At 29.5% G+C, this 19255-nt stretch carries 22 protein-coding genes and 6 tRNA genes; 27 read left to right on the forward strand and 1 reads right to left on the reverse strand.

Going from position 1 to position 19255, the window contains the following annotated elements:
- Positions 1 to 279: 279 nt before the first annotated feature.
- Positions 280 to 666 carry a rhodanese-like domain-containing protein gene (locus RYK99_RS06105; protein ID WP_003145865.1) on the reverse strand — a complete coding sequence of 129 codons (387 nt, stop codon included), beginning with the start codon at positions 664 to 666 and terminating at the stop codon, positions 280 to 282.
- Between the two features lie 121 nt (positions 667 to 787).
- Here RYK99_RS06105 and RYK99_RS06110 point away from each other — a divergent pair, with 121 nt between their 5' ends.
- The 27 genes from RYK99_RS06110 to alr all read left to right on the forward strand — a co-directional run bounded on the left by RYK99_RS06110 (position 788) and on the right by alr (position 19255).
- Entirely contained in the window at positions 788 to 1543 is a 756-nt protein-coding gene (locus RYK99_RS06110) for an RNA methyltransferase (protein ID WP_314991025.1), read from the forward strand.
- Positions 1544 to 1611: 68 nt separating this feature from the next.
- Complete coding sequence (gene corA, locus RYK99_RS06115; RefSeq protein WP_271965729.1) at positions 1612 to 2565, forward strand: magnesium/cobalt transporter CorA; 954 nt, start codon at positions 1612 to 1614, stop codon at positions 2563 to 2565.
- 24 nt (positions 2566 to 2589) lie between these two features.
- Positions 2590 to 2796 carry a DUF1146 family protein gene (locus tag RYK99_RS06120; protein ID WP_048802023.1) on the forward strand — a complete coding sequence of 69 codons (207 nt, stop codon included), beginning with the start codon at positions 2590 to 2592 and terminating at the stop codon, positions 2794 to 2796.
- A 20-nt stretch (positions 2797 to 2816) separates the two neighbouring features.
- Complete coding sequence (locus tag RYK99_RS06125) at positions 2817 to 3965, forward strand: AI-2E family transporter (RefSeq protein ID WP_314991027.1); 1149 nt, start codon at positions 2817 to 2819, stop codon at positions 3963 to 3965.
- 189 nt (positions 3966 to 4154) lie between these two features.
- On the forward strand, positions 4155 to 4640 hold the full coding sequence (locus tag RYK99_RS06130) for a CorA family divalent cation transporter (RefSeq protein WP_399544119.1): 486 nt from the start codon (positions 4155 to 4157) through the stop codon (positions 4638 to 4640).
- Between the two features lie 24 nt (positions 4641 to 4664).
- Positions 4665 to 4871: a DUF1146 family protein gene (locus RYK99_RS06135; RefSeq protein ID WP_048802023.1), complete on the forward strand. Its 207-nt coding sequence runs from the start codon at positions 4665 to 4667 to the stop codon at positions 4869 to 4871.
- Positions 4872 to 4891: 20 nt separating this feature from the next.
- Positions 4892 to 6040: an AI-2E family transporter gene (locus RYK99_RS06140; RefSeq protein WP_314991027.1), complete on the forward strand. Its 1149-nt coding sequence runs from the start codon at positions 4892 to 4894 to the stop codon at positions 6038 to 6040.
- Between the two features lie 226 nt (positions 6041 to 6266).
- Positions 6267 to 6689 carry a cell division protein SepF gene (locus RYK99_RS06145; RefSeq protein ID WP_048803347.1) on the forward strand — a complete coding sequence of 141 codons (423 nt, stop codon included), beginning with the start codon at positions 6267 to 6269 and terminating at the stop codon, positions 6687 to 6689.
- A gap of 2 nt (positions 6690 to 6691) precedes the next feature.
- Positions 6692 to 6973, forward strand: a complete 282-nt coding sequence (locus RYK99_RS06150; RefSeq protein ID WP_314991031.1) for a YggT family protein — start codon at positions 6692 to 6694, stop codon at positions 6971 to 6973.
- A 4-nt stretch (positions 6974 to 6977) separates the two neighbouring features.
- Positions 6978 to 7748, forward strand: a complete 771-nt coding sequence (locus RYK99_RS06155) for an RNA-binding protein (RefSeq protein ID WP_048803346.1) — start codon at positions 6978 to 6980, stop codon at positions 7746 to 7748.
- Between the two features lie 153 nt (positions 7749 to 7901).
- A complete protein-coding gene (locus RYK99_RS06160; protein ID WP_048803345.1) occupies positions 7902 to 8786 on the forward strand; it encodes a phosphate/phosphite/phosphonate ABC transporter substrate-binding protein in 885 nt (294 codons plus the stop codon).
- Between the two features lie 190 nt (positions 8787 to 8976).
- Positions 8977 to 9050 (forward strand) — tRNA-Asn (locus RYK99_RS06165).
- Positions 9051 to 9052: 2 nt separating this feature from the next.
- Positions 9053 to 9140, forward strand: a tRNA-Ser gene (locus RYK99_RS06170).
- A gap of 11 nt (positions 9141 to 9151) precedes the next feature.
- A tRNA-Glu gene (locus RYK99_RS06175) sits at positions 9152 to 9226 on the forward strand.
- 31 nt (positions 9227 to 9257) lie between these two features.
- Positions 9258 to 9333, forward strand: a tRNA-Asp gene (locus tag RYK99_RS06180).
- Positions 9334 to 9338: 5 nt separating this feature from the next.
- Positions 9339 to 9411: transfer RNA gene (locus RYK99_RS06185), tRNA-Phe, on the forward strand.
- 26 nt (positions 9412 to 9437) lie between these two features.
- Positions 9438 to 9513, forward strand: a tRNA-His gene (locus tag RYK99_RS06190).
- A 152-nt stretch (positions 9514 to 9665) separates the two neighbouring features.
- Entirely contained in the window at positions 9666 to 10013 is a 348-nt protein-coding gene (locus RYK99_RS06195) for a thiol reductase thioredoxin (RefSeq protein ID WP_048803325.1), read from the forward strand.
- Positions 10014 to 10217: 204 nt separating this feature from the next.
- Positions 10218 to 10955, forward strand: a complete 738-nt coding sequence (gene phnC / locus RYK99_RS06200; RefSeq protein ID WP_048803326.1) for a phosphonate ABC transporter ATP-binding protein — start codon at positions 10218 to 10220, stop codon at positions 10953 to 10955.
- A complete protein-coding gene (locus tag RYK99_RS06205) occupies positions 10930 to 12489 on the forward strand; it encodes an ABC transporter permease (protein WP_048803327.1) in 1560 nt (519 codons plus the stop codon). The genes phnC and RYK99_RS06205 overlap by 26 nt, the downstream gene beginning before the upstream one ends.
- Positions 12490 to 12523: 34 nt before the next feature.
- Positions 12524 to 13033 (forward strand): ribosome maturation factor RimM, encoded by a 510-nt coding sequence (gene rimM / locus RYK99_RS06210; protein WP_048803328.1) that lies wholly within the window; start codon positions 12524 to 12526, stop codon positions 13031 to 13033.
- A complete protein-coding gene (trmD, locus tag RYK99_RS06215; protein WP_048803329.1) occupies positions 13033 to 13764 on the forward strand; it encodes a tRNA (guanosine(37)-N1)-methyltransferase TrmD in 732 nt (243 codons plus the stop codon). The genes rimM and trmD overlap by 1 nt, the downstream gene beginning before the upstream one ends.
- An 81-nt stretch (positions 13765 to 13845) precedes the next feature.
- Positions 13846 to 15042 (forward strand): 30S ribosomal protein S1, encoded by a 1197-nt coding sequence (rpsA, locus tag RYK99_RS06220; protein WP_048803330.1) that lies wholly within the window; start codon positions 13846 to 13848, stop codon positions 15040 to 15042.
- 102 nt (positions 15043 to 15144) lie between these two features.
- Entirely contained in the window at positions 15145 to 16452 is a 1308-nt protein-coding gene (gene der, locus RYK99_RS06225) for a ribosome biogenesis GTPase Der (protein WP_048803331.1), read from the forward strand.
- A 239-nt stretch (positions 16453 to 16691) separates the two neighbouring features.
- The gene (locus tag RYK99_RS06230; RefSeq protein ID WP_399544115.1) at positions 16692 to 17417 is read left to right on the forward strand and encodes a zinc metallopeptidase; all 726 of its coding nucleotides are present in this window, start codon (positions 16692 to 16694) and stop codon (positions 17415 to 17417) included.
- Positions 17418 to 17769: 352 nt separating this feature from the next.
- Positions 17770 to 18123, forward strand: coding sequence for a holo-ACP synthase (gene acpS / locus RYK99_RS06235; RefSeq protein WP_314991038.1), 354 nt, complete (start codon positions 17770 to 17772; stop codon positions 18121 to 18123).
- Between the two features lie 4 nt (positions 18124 to 18127).
- On the forward strand, positions 18128 to 19255 hold the full coding sequence (gene alr, locus RYK99_RS06240) for an alanine racemase (RefSeq protein ID WP_314991040.1): 1128 nt from the start codon (positions 18128 to 18130) through the stop codon (positions 19253 to 19255).

A 19255-nucleotide genomic window follows, 5' to 3' on the forward strand; every position in this document is an offset into this window, starting at 1 on the left:
TGCCTAGATCTTATTTCCTATTTTTCTCCATGCCCCGAATTTGACAAAGAGCCTATTAACATATCTTCCTGGAATGTATCCACGGTTCATATTAGGATCATAGTAATATTTAGTCATAAATTGACCTCCATTTGGATTGATTAAGCATATAATACCATAAATTATAATAGTGTTCGATAAATAATTATCAGTGCATTATTTTATAGGTGTTAATAAAATTCTTTAAAAATAAAAAAGTACTTAACAATCTTTATTAAGATTAAATTAAGTACTTAAAAATTATTTTTTAGTTTTTAGGTTTTCTTTCCAATCTTGTAGACCATTTTTTAGCATATATACATTTGTATATCCGTGCTTTTTAAGGGTTAGGGCAGCACGAGGAGCTAATGTTCCATTTTTGTCACAAAGATAAATAGGTTGGTCTTTTCTTAAAGATGTATAAAGGAAATTGAATTGAGAAGATGGCATGTTACGAGCACCGTTAATGTGAGCGTATTTGAAATCTTCTTTTTCCCTAACATCAATTAATTGAACTTTTCTAAGATTTTTTCTAAATTCTTCATAAGGAAGTTTTGTTACAGCACCTTTTAATCTGAAGTAATTAAAAAGTCCAACTGCACCTAAAACGACCACAATAACTATTGTTGATAGTAAGAATGATGACATAATGAACTCCTTTTTATTATAATATCTGTAAGTGAATTATATCATAATTTGAATATTTCTTCAATATTGTTTATAATTATTATGAAAGCTAAAAGTACAAAATAAATTTATTGGAGAAAAAATGATAACATCAGTTAGTAATAAGAAAATTAAAGATATACAAAAATTAAAAGAGAATAAAAATATAAAAAAATATGGAAAATATTTGATAGAAGGAAAACATTTAGTAGAAGAAGCTATGCAAGCGAATGTAGTTGAAGAAATTGTTATTTCTGAGAGCTTTGATGAATATAAATTAATTGAAGCTTTTCAAGGAGAAATTACTAAAGTTGCTGATAGTGTAATGAGACATTTATCTGATACTATAACTACACAAGGAATTATAGCGGTATGTAATATAGAAGAAAAGAAACTAGATATTAAAAAATATAAGAAAGTTCTTATTCTAGATAGGGTTCAAGATCCTGGAAATCTAGGTACAATTATTAGAACTGCTGATGCATTTGCTTTTGATTGTATTATTTTAGGTAAAGGTACAACTAGCTTATATGGACAAAAAGTTATTAGAAGTACACAAGGTAGTAACTTCCATATAGATTGTTTTGATAATGTGGATTTAGTAGATTTACTGGAACAAATGACAGATTTTAGTATTTTCGCAACAAGTTTAAAAGCGGATAAATATATAGAACAGTTAGATAATATTACAGGAAATGTTGCAGTTATATTCGGAAATGAGGGTTCTGGAGTAAGTGAAGAAATATTAGGTAAAGTAAATAACTTACTTAAAATATCGATGCCAGGTAAAGCGGAAAGTTTGAATGTTTCTATTGCTGCTGGAATTGTGATGCACTATATTTCTACTAATTTAAAATAATAAATTTACTATTTTTTATAAGTGTGGTATCATTGTAATTGTGAAAATAACGAGAGAGGTGAAATCTAATGTTAAAAACTATGGCAGTAGATAAAAAAGGTGACATTCTTACTGATATTAGTTTAGAAAGACTTAAAGATCAAGATATAGCGTGGTTTTGGGTTGACTTTGATACTCCAACACGTAGTGAAATTAATCTATTAACAACATTCTTTAAGTTTCACGAACTTTTAATAGAAGACTGTTTAACACTTTTACAAAGACCAAAAATTGAAATTTCAAGACAACAAATATTCTTAGTGTCTCATGTTTTAAAAAATATAGATGATGATTATGAAACACTTAACATGTTCGTTGGGAAAAATTATATCGTAACGTTCCACCTCTCACATATACGTTATGTTAATAAAATAGTACCCAAAATTCTTCAACGTGGCGCAGAATATTCGCCATTACATGTAATGCATATGCTGGTTTCAGAAATAGTTGAAGGATATATTCCGATTATCTCGAAAATCGAGAATCGTTTGGATGAAATTGAAGAATCTGATTTTTATAAATCTGGAAGTAAGATTATGGATGAGGTTTTTGAATTAAGAGGAGACTTATTAAAACTTCGTCGTGGATTAAGACCTATGCGAGAAGTACTACATAGATTTTTAGTTTCTCGTCGTGTTGAAATGACTGATAATGATAGAAAGTATTTCCACGATATATACGATGACCTTGTTCAACAAACAGAGATTATAGAAGCGAACCGTGAGTTAGCTAGTGATATCCGTGAAAACTTCATGACATATAACTCATTGAAATCGAACAATATTATGATGACCCTAACGGTTATATCTACAATTTTCCTTCCGTTAACCTTCATAGTAGGATTGTACGGTATGAACTTTAAAAATATGCCTGAGTTAGAATGGCAATACGGGTATTTTTTAGTTGTTGCTATAATGTTCGGGATTGCACTTGGAATGCTTTGGGTATTCAAGAAAAAAGGGTGGCTTGATATGTTTAAATAACATATTAAGTATAGAGGATTACTTATGAGTATTTTTAAACTGACAGTTTTGTTTTTTATGATATTATTAGCGAATTTTTCTATGTTAAGAATTGATTTTGGAAAATTTTTCAAGAAAAACAGTACTAGAGAAATTAAAGTTTTTGTAAGTCTAGCTTCTTTTGCGCTGGGGTATATTGCTTATAAGACTATTATTACAATTTATGAATTATCTTTAACTATAGTTAAGTAATTTAGTAGAAAGGAAATTGTATGGATAAAGAATTAGAAAAAAATAAAAGGGAATCAAGATTAGAAAAATCTCGAGAAGATAAATTATTAGCCTTTATCGGAGGGAAATTTATAATCTACATATTATTAATAGTTATTCTTTTAGGGATCGCTATTTATCTTTATACAGAGATATCGTATATTTTTACACCAATAAATACAATAGTAAATAGTATAATCACACCGATAATAGTAGCATATGTATTTTATTATATGTTAAATCCACTTGTGAATTTCTTTTCTAAGAAAATTTCAAGATTTTCTGCGAGTCTACTTGCGATTTTAGTTGGTGTAATTACGGTACTTATCGTCATTATTGGAGTAGTGCCAATTATTGTAGAGCAAACACAAAACTTGATTACTGCTCTACCAAGATATATTGAAATTGTAAAAGGATACTTAGAAGAATACTCAGATAATGCTTATGTTCAAGTAGTAGTAGAGTATGTGAATACAAACTTAAATGTTTCGAAAATTAGTGAAAGATTGATATCTATTGCTACATCTATAGCACAGGGCGTAGTATCATCTATATCTTCAACGGCTTCAGTATTAGTAACTATGCCTTTCGTTCTATTTTTTTTATTAAAAGATGCATCACAATTTAATAAGTTTGTGATTAGTTTATTACCGAAAAAATTTGAAAAGTCTGTTGCTGAGACAATAGACGAAATCGATGATAAGGTAGGATCGTATATCCAAGGTCAGATGTTAGTGTCACTTTGTATAGGAGTTATGTTGTTTATAGGGTATAATGTAATAGGATTACACTATGCATTTTCACTTGCAACTATCGCTGCATTTTTAAGTATAGTTCCTTATTTAGGTCCTGCTATCGCCATTACACCCGCGATGTTAGTTGCAGCATCTACAAGTTGGGTTATGGTAGTTAAGATGTTAGTAGTTTGGGGAATAGTACAATTTCTAGAAGGAAATATCATCTCTCCTAATATAATGGGAAGAAGTATGAATATGCATCCTCTTACAGTAATTTTTGTAATCTTAATAGGTGTTAATATATCAGGAGTTGTGGGTGCAATTCTAGGAATACCTGTTTATTCAATTTTAAAAGTATTAATTTCAAAATTATTACTTTCAATTAAAGAAAGATATGATAAATTTTATGGATAAAATAAAGGCTTTAGAGTATAAAACTCTAAGGCTTTTTTGATTTTGTAAAGTTTGTAAAAAAAGATTTAGTGTTGAAAAGAATTAATTATGAAATACAATCACTATATTTTGAAATATTATTAATATTTTTAAAATAAAGAACAAATACTTAGTAAATCATTTTCAAAAACGTTAGAAATATGCTATAATATAGAAGAAACAGACTCATATACTTCAGGAAGTAAGATAATGGATGAGGTATTTGACCTTCGAAGTGATTTATTAAAACTTAGACGTGGATTATTACCGACTCGAGAGCTTATTCATAGATTTTTAGTTTCTCGTCGTGTTGAGATGACAGATAATGATAGAAAGTATTTCCACGATATATATGATGACCTTGTTCAACAAACAGAGATTATAGAAGCGAACCGTGAGTTAGCTAGTGATATCCGTGAAAACTTCATGACATATAACTCATTGAAATCGAACAATATTATGATGACCCTAACGGTTATATCTACAATTTTCCTTCCGTTAACCTTCATAGTAGGATTGTACGGTATGAACTTTAAAAATATGCCTGAGTTAGAATGGCAATACGGGTATTTTTTAGTTGTTGCTATAATGTTCGGGATTGCACTTGGAATGCTTTGGGTATTCAAGAAAAAAGGGTGGCTTGATATGTTTAAATAACATATTAAGTATAGAGGATTACTTATGAGTATTTTTAAACTGACAGTTTTGTTTTTTATGATATTATTAGCGAATTTTTCTATGTTAAGAATTGATTTTGGAAAATTTTTCAAGAAAAACAGTACTAGAGAAATTAAAGTTTTTGTAAGTCTAGCTTCTTTTGCGCTGGGGTATATTGCTTATAAGACTATTATTACAATTTATGAATTATCTTTAACTATAGTTAAGTAATTTAGTAGAAAGGAAATTGTATGGATAAAGAATTAGAAAAAAATAAAAGGGAATCAAGATTAGAAAAATCTCGAGAAGATAAATTATTAGCCTTTATCGGAGGGAAATTTATAATCTACATATTATTAATAGTTATTCTTTTAGGGATCGCTATTTATCTTTATACAGAGATATCGTATATTTTTACACCAATAAATACAATAGTAAATAGTATAATCACACCGATAATAGTAGCATATGTATTTTATTATATGTTAAATCCACTTGTGAATTTCTTTTCTAAGAAAATTTCAAGATTTTCTGCGAGTCTACTTGCGATTTTAGTTGGTGTAATTACGGTACTTATCGTCATTATTGGAGTAGTGCCAATTATTGTAGAGCAAACACAAAACTTGATTACTGCTCTACCAAGATATATTGAAATTGTAAAAGGATACTTAGAAGAATACTCAGATAATGCTTATGTTCAAGTAGTAGTAGAGTATGTGAATACAAACTTAAATGTTTCGAAAATTAGTGAAAGATTGATATCTATTGCTACATCTATAGCACAGGGCGTAGTATCATCTATATCTTCAACGGCTTCAGTATTAGTAACTATGCCTTTCGTTCTATTTTTTTTATTAAAAGATGCATCACAATTTAATAAGTTTGTGATTAGTTTATTACCGAAAAAATTTGAAAAGTCTGTTGCTGAGACAATAGACGAAATCGATGATAAGGTAGGATCGTATATCCAAGGTCAGATGTTAGTGTCACTTTGTATAGGAGTTATGTTGTTTATAGGGTATAATGTAATAGGATTACACTATGCATTTTCACTTGCAACTATCGCTGCATTTTTAAGTATAGTTCCTTATTTAGGTCCTGCTATCGCCATTACACCCGCGATGTTAGTTGCAGCATCTACAAGTTGGGTTATGGTAGTTAAGATGTTAGTAGTTTGGGGAATAGTACAATTTCTAGAAGGAAATATCATCTCTCCTAATATAATGGGAAGAAGTATGAATATGCATCCTCTTACAGTAATTTTTGTAATCTTAATAGGTGTTAATATATCAGGAGTTGTGGGTGCAATTCTAGGAATACCTGTTTATTCAATTTTAAAAGTATTAATTTCAAAATTATTACTTTCAATTAAAGAAAGATATGATAAATTTTATGGATAAAATAAAGGCTTTAGAGTATAAAACTCTAAGGCTTTTTTGATTTTGTAAAGTTTGTAAAAAAAGATTTAGTGTTGAAAAGAATTAATTATGAAATACAATCACTATATTTTGAAATATTATTAATATTTTTAAAATAAAGAACAAATACTTAGTAAATCATTTTCAAAAACGTTAGAAATATGCTATAATAATGTAGTTAAATATAAGTAAGTTGAGGTTTGAGAATATGAGTATGATGAAAAAATTCAATAATTTATTCGTTAATGAAGATGATTTTGAGGATGAGGTAGTAGAAAGAGAAGAAGTAAGACAGGAGCAACCAAAACCAAGAGTTGTAAAAAAGGAGAATCAAGTGCAAACTAAACAAAACGTTCAAAGTCAACCAGCTGGAAGAACAAATAATGTAATACTAACAGAACCTTTAGTTTTTGCTGATAGCAAGGATATTGTAGATGATATTAAACGTAATAAAGTTGTTATCATAAATTTAAGTAAATTAGATGTAGAAACATCTGATAGATTATTAGATTTTATATCAGGAGGAATCTATGCTCTTGGTGCAAGATTAAAAACTATAGGTGAAGATATCTACCTTTGTGTTCCTAATGGCGTTGAAGTATCAGGAGACTTTTACGAAGGAGAGTATTAATTTTGTTAAATATAACAGAGTATTTTTGGGTATATAAATTTATTACATATCTATTTAATTTTTATGAATATAGTATGCTAGCGTATATTTTAACTTCATGGGTACCACAATTAAAAAATAATTTCATTGTGGAATTTTTAGAGACGATCTGTGAGCCATACTTAAAAGTTTTTAGGAGAATAATTCCACCAATAGGTATGTTAGATATTTCACCAGTAGCAGCACTTATTGTATTAGGTGTAATAGAAAACTTAATAAAAGTGTTATTATTTAAACCAGTTTAGTATCATGAAAAAATTAAATTTTTTACAACATGCATCTACTGAAGAAAAAGAAGCAGCTGAAAAGCTTTTACAAACTATAAGTTTTGTAGAAAATAGAAATACTGTGACAAAGTATCTTACAAATTTTGAACAGATTATTTTAGAACGTATAGTTGCATATAATTATAGTGATTTTAAAATTGAGTTTTTTGGTGGTTTTAGTGGTGCAGAGAGAAAAAAAGCAAAAATCATTTCTAATGAATATTATGATGTAGATTATGATATTGTTTGTCTTAAAGCTAAATTTAATAACAAATTCAATAAGATTGAACATAGAAATATACTAGGAGCAATTCATAATCTGGGGATTAATTTTAATAGGTTTGGAGATATTATTGTTCTTGAAAATGAAGTTTATATTTTTGTAGATGAGGAAATTGCTGATGTTATCGCAATGGAATTCACAAAAGCAGGAAGAGTAAACTTAAATTTTGAAAGAATTGATCTTACTGATGTTTCTATAGAAAAGAAATATGAGGATTTCGAAATAGTTAGTTCTTCATTCAGGTTAGATTCGCTAGTAGCGAAGATTACTAATAAATCGCGCAGTAAGATTAAAGAGTTTTTAGAACAAGACTTTATAAAATTAAATCATGTAATAGTGAGAAATGGAGAAAAAAACTGCGCTTTAGAAGATGTAATCTCTATTAGAAAGTATGGAAGATTTGTAGTAAAAGAGTATAAACAAAATAAAAAGAGTTTAAAATTTAGAATAACAATCTCAAAATTAGTTTAAAATTAATGTTGACTCAATAGATTCAGTTTAAACAGAAACTATTGAGTCATCTTTTTTTTACAAAACTTGAGCGTTTTCATTCAGTTAATAAAAATATTGTGGTATACTCAATGATATAAATTAAATTTACACATATATTAAGAGGTAAGTAAAATGAAAAAAATATTATTAACTATTTTTTCTGTTCTATTGGTGTTTTCTTTAATTGGTTGTTCTCAAAAAAGTTCGACAAAAGAAGAAAAAGTGTTGAAACTTGGTGTAGTACCTAGTAGTAATAGTGAAAAGCTCGTAGATGACTTGACGCCATTTGCAAAAGCCTTAGGAAATAAACTAGGAATGAAGGTAGAGGTATTTACAGCAAGTAGTTATATAGGGGTAATCGAAGGTATCGGTAGTGGTAGTGTTGACTTCGGATTAGTACCGCCATTTTCAGCTGTTCTATCTAATAAACAAAGTAATACAAAAAATTTACTTGTAGGAAGAAGTACGAGTGGTAAACCTGGTTATTTTGCTGAAGTTTTCGTAAGAAAAGATTCAAATATTAAAAACTTATCTGATTTAAAAGGTAAAAAAATTGCTTTTGTTGATCCATCTTCAGCTTCTGGATATATTTATGCTGGTGCTATGCTAAAAGATGCAGGTATAGATCTAGATAAAGACATACAATACCAATTTAGCGGTGGTCATGATAAAAGTTTACAATTATTACTAAACAAAGATGTTGATGCGGTAGCAAGCTATGAAAATGTAATCAGAAAATATACGAAAGAATTTCCTACACTTAAAGAAGATATTACACCTATAGCGAAAAGTGAACTTATTCCAGGTGTAACAGTAGTTGCTTCAAATAACCTAGATGAAGAAATGCAGAAAAAGATTAAACAAGCATTATTAGAAATTCAAAATGACAAAGAAACTATACAAATTTTAACTAATCTATTTAGTATTACAGGATTTGAAGAGCCAAATAATGATGCATATAAGGCGATAGTAAGAATCTCTGAAAAAATGAATATAGATCTAAATAAAGTAAAATAAAGCTAATATTTTGGAGACAATTATTGTCTTATGAAAGGTATATCATATATATTAAAAGCTTATAAATGTTGAATTAATAAGTGATTATAGATTTTCAAAATGAAAAAATAAAAAAAGTTATACAAAAGTATTGACATTATGTTAATACTTTTGTATAATAAATATTGTTCGTTAGGAACACAAATATTTATCCACAGTAGCTCAGTTGGTAGTAGCATCTGACTGTTAATCAGAGGGTCGCAGGTTCGAGTCCTGCCTGTGGAGTTGGAGTAGTACTCAAGAGGCTGAAGAGGCGCCCCTGCTAAGGGTGTAGGTCGGGAAACCGGCGCGAGGGTTCAAATCCCTCCTGCTCCGTTTTTTTTATTGGCCCGTTGGTCAAGTGGTTAAGACACCGCCCTTTCACGGCGGTAACACGGGTTCGAATCCCGTACGGGTCACCATTTGAATTAAATACATTGAGAATAAGAGTTAGGTCCCGTGGTGTAGCGGTTATCACGCCTGCCTGTCACGCAGGAGATCGCGGGTTCGATTCCCGTCGGGACCGCCATTTTTGCCTTGATAGCTCAGTTGGTAGAGCAATGGATTGAAGCTCCATGTGTCGGCAGTTCGACTCTGTCTCAAGGCATTTTTTTATTTAAACTCAATATTTTGGCGGCTGTGGCGAAGTGGTTAACGCATCGGATTGTGGTTCCGACATTCGGGGGTTCGATTCCCCTCAGCCGCCCCATTTTTTGAATTTAGCAAAAGGAGTAATGTAGAGATACATTACTTCTTTTTATTTAACAAAATTAAACTTTTTTAGATTTATAAGCAAATAAATAGAAATTTTTAAAAAATAAGAGTAAAATTAAACCTATAAACTTAAGGAGATAAAATAAAATGGAAAAAACATTCGAACAAGACTTAGAGAACTTTAAAGTAATAGATTCAAAAACTGCTTTTGAAAAAATTGAATCAAAAGAAAAATTCGTATTATTTATTGGTAGATCATCATGCCCATTCTGTAGAAGATTTATGCCGAAAATTAGTGAGGTAGTTGTTTCTAATAATGTAGAAGCATTCTTTATTAATTCTGAAGATTTTTCTGATGCATCAGGAATTGAATCATTACGTGAAAAATATGCTGTTAGAACTGTACCAGGGTTATTAGTTGCTGAAGCTGGTGAAGTTAAAGTTGTATGTGATTCTAGTTTATCTGTTGAAGAAATTACAACATTTATTAAATAATAATATAACTCGTCTATTTAGTATAGGCGAGTTTATTATTTTACGATTATTTTTAGTTAAATGTAAACAGTTTAATAAATGTACTAAATTTAGTAGAAAAATACTGAAAAAAACTGTTTTAAGTGATATAATAGTACTTATAAAATTTTACTAAAATTAGAATTAGTTTATTTTAAATTCATTATATGATAATGAGGTGATGAAGTGAAAAGTGAAAAGTTAGAAGTTAAAAATTTAGTTTTTAACTATGGAGTAAATAATATATTAAATGATATCTCATTTAATGTTGATAAAGGGGAATTTGTAGCTGTGGTAGGAAAGAGTGGTGCTGGTAAATCAACTTTACTGCGTTGCTTGAATCTATTGAATAAACCTAAATCTGGAGAAATTAATATAGCTGGTGAAAATATAATCAATTATAATAAGAAAAAATTAAAGCTTATTAGAAGAGAAATTGCATTTATATTCCAAGATTATAATGTTCTTGATAATTTATATACAGTTGAAAATGTATTGACTCCATATTTAGTAAAAAAATCTCCATTAGGCCTTTTACTTGGTTATACTAAGAAAGAGTATAATGAAGGAGTAGGTTATTTAAAACAGGTTGGTTTAGAAGAAGAGGCTTTTAAAAAGTCTAAGTATTTATCTGGTGGACAGAAGCAAAGGGTAGCAATCGCTAAGGCGCTCGCACAAGATCCGAAATTTTTATTAGCTGATGAGCCTGTGAGTAGTTTAGATGAAAAGAACACTACTCTTATAATGGATACATTTAAGAAATTAAATAAAGAAAAAGATATTACTGTATTAATCAATTTACACGATGTAAATCTTGCGAAAAAATATAGTACAAAAATTTTAGGATTGAAAGACGGAAAAGTTTTATTTTATAAAGATTCTGATATGGTGACTAAAGATGAATTTGAAGAACTTTATAATTAAAAAATATATAAATAAAATATTAGCTAGCATATTTATAGTATGTATTTTCTTGATTGCGTATATGCAGTATGATGCAAAAACTTTTTCAGTAGGTTTCAAAAGAATACAGAACTTATTAGGGCGAATGTATCCTGTTGATTTTTCAATCTTAGGTGAGTTGAAACAACCTATAATTGAAACGATAAATATAGCATTATTTTCATCGATTTTAGCGTTATTTACAGCTTTATTACTTTTGCCAATTTTGACCAATGTACTATTTAAATTTAAAATAATACCAAAATTATTTAGTGCTGTATTTTCTATTTTTAGAACTATACCATTTCTAATAATTGCAGCAATACTTGTAAGTTTGTTCAGTACAGGTGTTTTCAGTGGATTTGTAAGTATTTATTTAATTAACCTTTTAACTGCAGCAAAGTTACTTAAAGAATATGCTGAAGAGGTAGAAGTTAAGCAGATAGAAGCGATGGAGTCTCTTGGTAGCTCGAAATTTGTTATTTATAAAAATGCAATTCTGTCTAACTTAAAACCACAGGTGGTTTCGGTATATTTCTTAACGCTAGAATCTAGTATTCGAGGAGCTAGTGTGCTAGGATTAGTTGGAGCAGGTGGAATAGGACAAAGACTTTGGCAAGAATTGAATCATTTGAGATATGATAGAGTTTCGATAATAATAATTACCCTAGTTATTTTAATATTTATTATTGATCTGGTGAGTTACTATTTTAGAAATTACAGCAATTCCTCTCAATTAACTTTTGAAAAATTTATTTTGAAAAAAAATATAGCAAGAGTTATATTACCTATAGTGCTTATAGGAAGTCTATTGTATGTTACTAAATATATTACTATTACACAAGAGCGATTTTTAATTGGTTTAAAACAATTAAAAGTATTAGGTAATGGTATAATAAACCCAGATTTAGCTTATACATCTAAGATGTTAACAGAGTTAACGGTAAGTATAGAAATAGCTTTTAGTGCTACGGTTTTTGCGGCGGTAACTGCAATATTTACTTCATATTTATCATCGGTTAATTTATTTGGTAAATATAAGGCGTTAGGCATGAAAGTTTTTATAAATATACTAAGAACCTTCCCGCCAATTATTGTAGCATTAATATTTTTTAGAGGGTTCGGACCAGGTGCAATAAGTAGCTTTTTTGCATTATACATTTATACTGTTGGTGTAATGACAAAAATGTATAATGAAGTTTTAGAAGGAATAAATAATAATATTCTATTAATGACAAAAAGTATAGGATTAGGAAGTTTTATTAGTTATATAAAAATAATATTTAATGGATATTTCCCTGAATTTGTTACTATAATTCTATATAGATTTGAGGCGAATATTAAAAATTCTACAATACTAGGTATGGTAGGTGCAGGTGGTATTGGACATTTACTTGTAAATAATATAGAATATAGAAATTGGAATAGAATTTCGACATTATTAATTGGATTAGCACTTTCGATAATTATTATAGAAAATATATCTTATTTAATAAGAATGAAAGTTAAAAAATAATTTTAAAGAATATAAATAAATTAAGGAGGATTAAATGCGTTTAAAAGTAGGAAAAATTGTTAATACGCACTCATTAAAAGGAGAGGTAAAAGTAATTTCATCGACTGATTTTGAAGAACAACGTTTTGAAAAAGGAAGTGAATTATTAATAACACGAGGTAATCAAGTTATTAAAGAAGTAGTTGTAGAAAGTTATAGAACCCATAAAAACAATCTTTTAGTGAAATTTGTAGGAATTGATACAATTGAGGAAGCTGAAAAACTTAAAAATCTACAAATTAAAATCGATTCAGAAAATATTGGAGAGTTAGAAGAAAATGAGTTTTACTTCCATGAAATTATTGGATGTGAAGTATTTGACGAAAATGAAAAATTATTGGGTGAAATCATTGAAATTTTAACACCGGGGGCTAATGATGTTTGGGTGATTAAAGGTCAAAACGGTAAAGAAATCTTGATTCCATATATTGAGGACGTAGTTAAGAAAATTGATATCGAAAATAAAAAAATAGATATCGAAGTTATGGAAGGATTAATTGACTAATGAAAATTGATATACTGACTTTATTCCCAGATATGTTTGACTCATTAAATCATTCAATTTTAGGAAAAGCAAAAGATAATAAGTTATTAGACATAAATATAGTCGATTATCGTAAATTCTCTGGTAATAAGCATAATCAGGTAGATGATTATCCATTTGGTGGTGGTCAAGGTATGGTCTTAAAACCAGAGCCGATATTTAATGCTGTTGAAAGTTTGGATAAAACGGATAAAACTCGTATAATTTTATTATGCCCTCAAGGAGAGAGATTTAGTCAGAAAAAAGCCGAAGAACTTTCAGAAGAGGAACATTTAATTTTTATATGTGGACACTATGAAGGTTATGATGAAAGAATTAGAGAATACCTTGTAACCGATGAACTTTCGATTGGAGATTTTATCTTAACTGGTGGAGAATTTGCTGCGATGACTATGGTTGATAGTATTGCTCGACTTGTACCAGATGTATTAGGGAAAGAAGAATCTCATAAAGATGATTCATTTTCAACTGGTCTTTTAGAATATCCACAATACACAAGACCGAAAGACTACAAAGGAATGGTAGTTCCCGATGTGCTAACAAGTGGACATCATAAGAACATAGAAACTTACAGAAAGAAAGAAAGTCTACGAAGAACATATTTAAGACGTCCAGATTTATTGGATAATTATGAATTGAGTAAAGAAGAAACAAAATTACTCGATGAAATAAAAAAAGAATTAAAAAATTAACATAAAATAAATGACATAACTATATTTTTGATGTATAATATTAATATAGTATGTATTGTAAGCACAGGAGGATTAGAAGTAATGACAACTTCATTTGAGGAATTATTAAATAGCTCAGAAATGCTGAAAAAAGGAGACAAAGTAACTGGTACAGTATCTAAAATCGATAACGATAAAGTATACGTTGATGTAGCAGGAGCTCAATATGATTGCGTAATTTTACGTAATCAAATTACAAGAAAACCATTCGAAAATATTGAAGAAGTATTATCAGTTGGCGATGAAGTAGAAGCTCAAGTAACAGGAATCAGAGCTGACCGTGAAAAAAGATCAGAAGACGTTCCTGGTGTAATTTATTTATCACACAAAATTTTAGAAAATGCTGAATATAAAAAATTAATGGAATTATCATGGACTGGAATTATTGAAAAATTCGAAAATGGTGAATTAATTCAAGCAACAGTTTCAGGTCAAACTAAAGGTGGATTATTAGCAGACGTAGAAGGATTACGTGCATTTATCCCAGGATCATACATTGACACTAAATTTAGAAAAGACTTATCTAAATTTGTAGGAAATGAGTACACATTCAAAATTGAAGAAGTGGACAAATCTAAAAATAAAATTATCTTAAACAGACGTGTAATTTTAGAAGAAGAAAAAGCTAAAAAATTAGCTGAAGTATACGGAAACATTAATGAAGGTGATGTGATCGAAGGTAAAGTTAGTCGTATCACTGACTTCGGTGCATTCGTTAATATCGGAGAAGTTGATGGATTATTACACATCTCAGAAATTTCTCACGCTCGTGTAGAAAAAGTTTCTGACGTACTTTCAGTTGGAGATACTGTAAAAGTTGCTGTTATTGCAGTAGATAAAGAAAACGAAAAAGTTTCATTATCAGCTAAAACATTATTACCAACTCAATGGGAAGTAGCTCGTGCTACAATCAAAACTGGAGATGTATTAGAAGGTGTTGTTCGTAACACTACAGCATTCGGTGCTTTCGTAGAAGTTTTACCAGACGTAGAGGGATTAGTTCACATTTCTCAAATTTCTCACGATAGAGTAACTAACGTAGAAGACGTTCTTAAAAAAGGTGATAAAGTTACTGTAAAAGTACTAGAATTCGATTTTGAAAGCGAAAGATTATCTCTATCTATTAAAGAACTTCTAGAAAAACCAGTTAAAGAAGAAGCAGAATATGATACTTCTTATTTAAAAGATGAAGATACTTCATTTAGTTTAGGGGACAAATTTAAAGACATCGAACTTTAATTTGAAAAAATAGAGAAATAAAGGCAGTAGATAGCTTGTCTATTGCTTTTATTTTTTAGGTATAAAGATAAAGTAATAAAATATAGATATGGAGGTAAAAAAATGGCAAAACCAACAGTTGCGATAATAGGAAGACCTAATGTCGGTAAATCTACAATTTTCAATAAGATTATTGGTGATAGACTTTCTATCGTAGAAGATGTAGCAGGTGTTACACGTGATAGAATTTATTCTAAAGCAGAATGGTTAAACTATTCATTCTTCATGATTGATACTGGAGGAATTGAGTTAGAAGATACTCCATTCCAAAAACAAATCAGAGCTCAAGCAGAACTAGCTATCGATGAAGCTGATGTAATTATATTCTTAACAAACGGCCGTGATGGAGTTACAAGTGATGATGAAGAAGTTGCAAAATTATTATATAAAACTGATAAACCAGTAGTATTAGCAGTTAATAAAATTGATAATTTTGATATGAATCATATGATTTATGATTTCTATTCATTAGGATTTGGAGATCCATTCCCAATTTCTGGATCACATGGATTAGGTATTGGTGACTTACTAGATGAAGTATGTAAAAACTTTAAAGTTCTAGAAGAAGAGGAAGAAGATGAGAAAATTAGATTCTCTCTAATTGGACGTCCTAATGTGGGTAAATCAAGTTTAATCAATACTATCTTAGGAGAAGAACGTGTTATTGCTTCTGATATCGCTGGAACAACACGAGATGCAATAGATACTGATTTTAAACATAATGGAGATGAGTATGTTGTAATCGATACAGCTGGTATTAGAAAACGTGGTAAAGTGTATGAAAGTTGCGAAAAATATTCAGTACTTCGTTCGCTTAAAGCTATTGAACGTTCAGATGTCGTCTTAGTTGTTCTTAATGCCGAGGAAGGTATTATTGAACAAGATAAAAAAGTAGCTGGATATGCTCATGAATCAGGTAAAGGTGTAATCATCGTTGTTAACAAATGGGATGCAATTGAAAAAGATGATAAAACTATGAAAGAATTTGAAGAAAAAATTCGTGATAGTTTTGCATATCTAGATTATGCTAAAATCGTTTATGTTTCTGCAAAAACAAAACAACGTGTGTTTAACATTTTCCCATTAATTAAAGAATCATATGAAAATAGACAACGTCGTATTCAAAGTTCAACACTTAATGAAATTGTTGTTGATGCAGTTTCTATGAATCCAACTCCACAAGATAAAGGTAAGAGACTTAATATTTTCTATGCATCACAAGTTGCTATTAATCCACCAACATTCGTGTTCTTCGTGAATTATCCAGAACTGATGCACTTCTCATATGAGAGATTCTTAGAAAATAGAATTCGTGATTCATTTAACTTTGAAGGAACTCCTATTAAACTATTAGCAAGACAAAGAAACTAGTGGAATAGATTAGTTATTCAAATTTTAAACATTAACTTAATAAAATGATAAGAGAGTGGCTCTAAAATTATTTTAGAACTGCTCTTTTATGTTAATTTTTTTATGAAAGAATAGATGAAAAGCACGGTGTGTTATTTTCATTGTAATTTAATGGTAAAATTTAGTCAAAATACTAGCAAATATACTTAGAATATGGTATAATTCAACTTATATAATTTACTAATTAGGAGGTAATCTATATGCCATTAGGATATTATGGAATGTCAGGAAGTTATATACTTTACTTTTTACTAATTATGTTAATCCCTTTATGGGCTCAATTCAAAGTAAAAAGAACATACGAAAGATATAAAAAAGTAAGAACAAAATCAGGATTAACTGGAAAAGAAGTTGCAGAAATAATAATGCAAGCAAATGGAATTACAGGTGTTAGAGTAGTAAGAGGTGAGGTTGAATTATCAGACCACTATGATCCAACTAATAATGTTGTAGTATTATCACCAATCGTACATGATCAACCTACAGTTGCATCAGTTGCAATTGCTGCACACGAAATTGGTCACGTTATCCAAGATAAAGTAGCAGACTACAAACCAATGAGATGGAGACACTCTTTAGTACCATTAGCAAATCTTGGAGGAAACTTATCAACTATTCTTATTATGGTAGGATTCTTATTAACAGGATTAATTGGACAATTTGGTTATACTGTTGCTTGGGTTGGAGTAGGATTTATGCTATTTGCAGTACTATTCCAAGTAGTGACACTACCAGTAGAGTTCGATGCTTCAAAACGTGCTTTAGAGCAAGTAGTTGATTTAAATATTGTAGATGATCAAGAACACAGACACTGTCGTAAGGTTCTAACTGCAGCAGCATTAACATATGTAGCAGCAGCGATGGTAGCTTTAATGGAACTATTAAGATTCATCTTTATCTTATTAAACAGTAATAATAGAGATTAATATAAAATTAATCTAATATACGGATATATAATTCAACGACTTAAAGTCAAGATTTTTTTAAAATCATGATCTTTGAGTCGTTTATTTTTTTATATAAGTACTATTCAAAAAAATATAATTTTAAATAGTTTTACATGATAACGTTTAAACATAGTGGCTTATTATTATTTAAATTTGTTTTACAGATGCTTTTAAGATTTTCAATAAATTTTGCGGGATGAGTTAATGATGATATCATGATTTTTTCGTCCAGTTAAGTAAATAATAAAGCTAAGTAACTAGTATATAAAGCTTTCATAATATCCATATTAGTGTTATAATATTGTAAGACTATATAATGAAGAGGTAAAAAATGATTTACGGAATAGGTTGTGATATCGTCGATATTCATCGCTTCGAAAAATATGTTGATGATAAAAAACGACTTGAAAAATTATATACAGAAAATGAATTAAATGAATTTTATAAAATAACAAATAAAAGAAGAAAAATGGAATTTCTTGCGGGACGCTTTGCGGTAAAAGAAGCAACCTCTAAAGCACTTGGAGTTGGAATTTCTAAGGAGTTTTCTTTTCATGATGTTGAGGTAAAAAAAGATAAGAATGGGAAACCATATATAGAATATGGCGACTTTAGGACACATCTGACTATAAGCCATACTGATACAACAGTAGTGGCGTTTGTTGTTTTAGAGAAAGGGGATTAGATAAATGATTAATGATAGGCCAACACAATTAAGAGTAAATTTGGATGCATTGCTTAATAATTATAATAAGCTAAATGGTCTTAATAATGAAAAAATCGGCTTAGCTGTCGTTAAAGCTGATTCTTATGGATTAGGTTCGAAAGTAATAGCAGAGCATCTATTTCAAAATGGAGTTAGACATTTCGCAACAGCAACATTAGAAGAAGCTTTAGAACTTAAAGATGTTATTAAAGATAGTATGGTTCTTGTATTAGGAGTTACAAATCCCCAAAATGTTAAATATGCAGTAGAAAACAATGTCTCTTTAACTTGTCCTTCTAAAGAGTGGTTAGAAGAATCTTTAGCACACTTGCAACAAATCGAAGGAAAATTAAAAATTCATGTTAAGCTAGACACTGGTATGGGAAGAATTGGAACTTCTGATTTAGAAGAACTAAAAGAAATTGATAACTTATTAGATTCGGAAAAAATTGATTTTGAAGGAATTTTCTCACACTACTCAAATGCTGATGGAGAGGATGATAATTATGACAATTATCAGACAGAAAACTTCGAAAGAAGTCTTAAAATCTTTACACATAAACCAAAATACATTCATATAGAAAATTCAGCTGGTACAGTTAAGTATAGCAATAGAGATGATCAGTATAATCTTACAAGAATAGGAATTGCTATGTATGGATGTTATCCAAGCGGAAATATTGAGAAATTAGATAAGGTGCAACTAGAACCTGTAGCTAGTTTAGTTAGCAAAGTAACACATGTGAAAAAATTTCACGCAGGACAAAAGCTTGGTTATGGTGTTAGCTATGAAGCTAAACAAGATGAATATATCGCAACAGTGCCAATAGGATATGCTGATGGTTTACTACGAAGAACCCAAGGGTTTAAAATTAGAGTAGGATCTGAAGAGTGTGAGATTGTCGGACGTGTATGTATGGACCAACTTATGGTTCGTTGTAGTGAAAATGTAAAAGTGGGTGACGACGTACTATTTTTTGGAGAATATAACGGACAAAAAGTCTCAGTAGACGAATTCGCTGAATATCAAAATACAATAAGTTATGAAATATTTTGTTGTATAAATAAACGCGTTCCAAGAGTTTATTATAAAAATAAGATGGAGTTATAG

Origin of the sequence: uncultured Gemella sp. (genome assembly GCF_963537375.1) — a bacterium.
Taxonomy (GTDB): domain Bacteria; phylum Bacillota; class Bacilli; order Staphylococcales; family Gemellaceae; genus Gemella.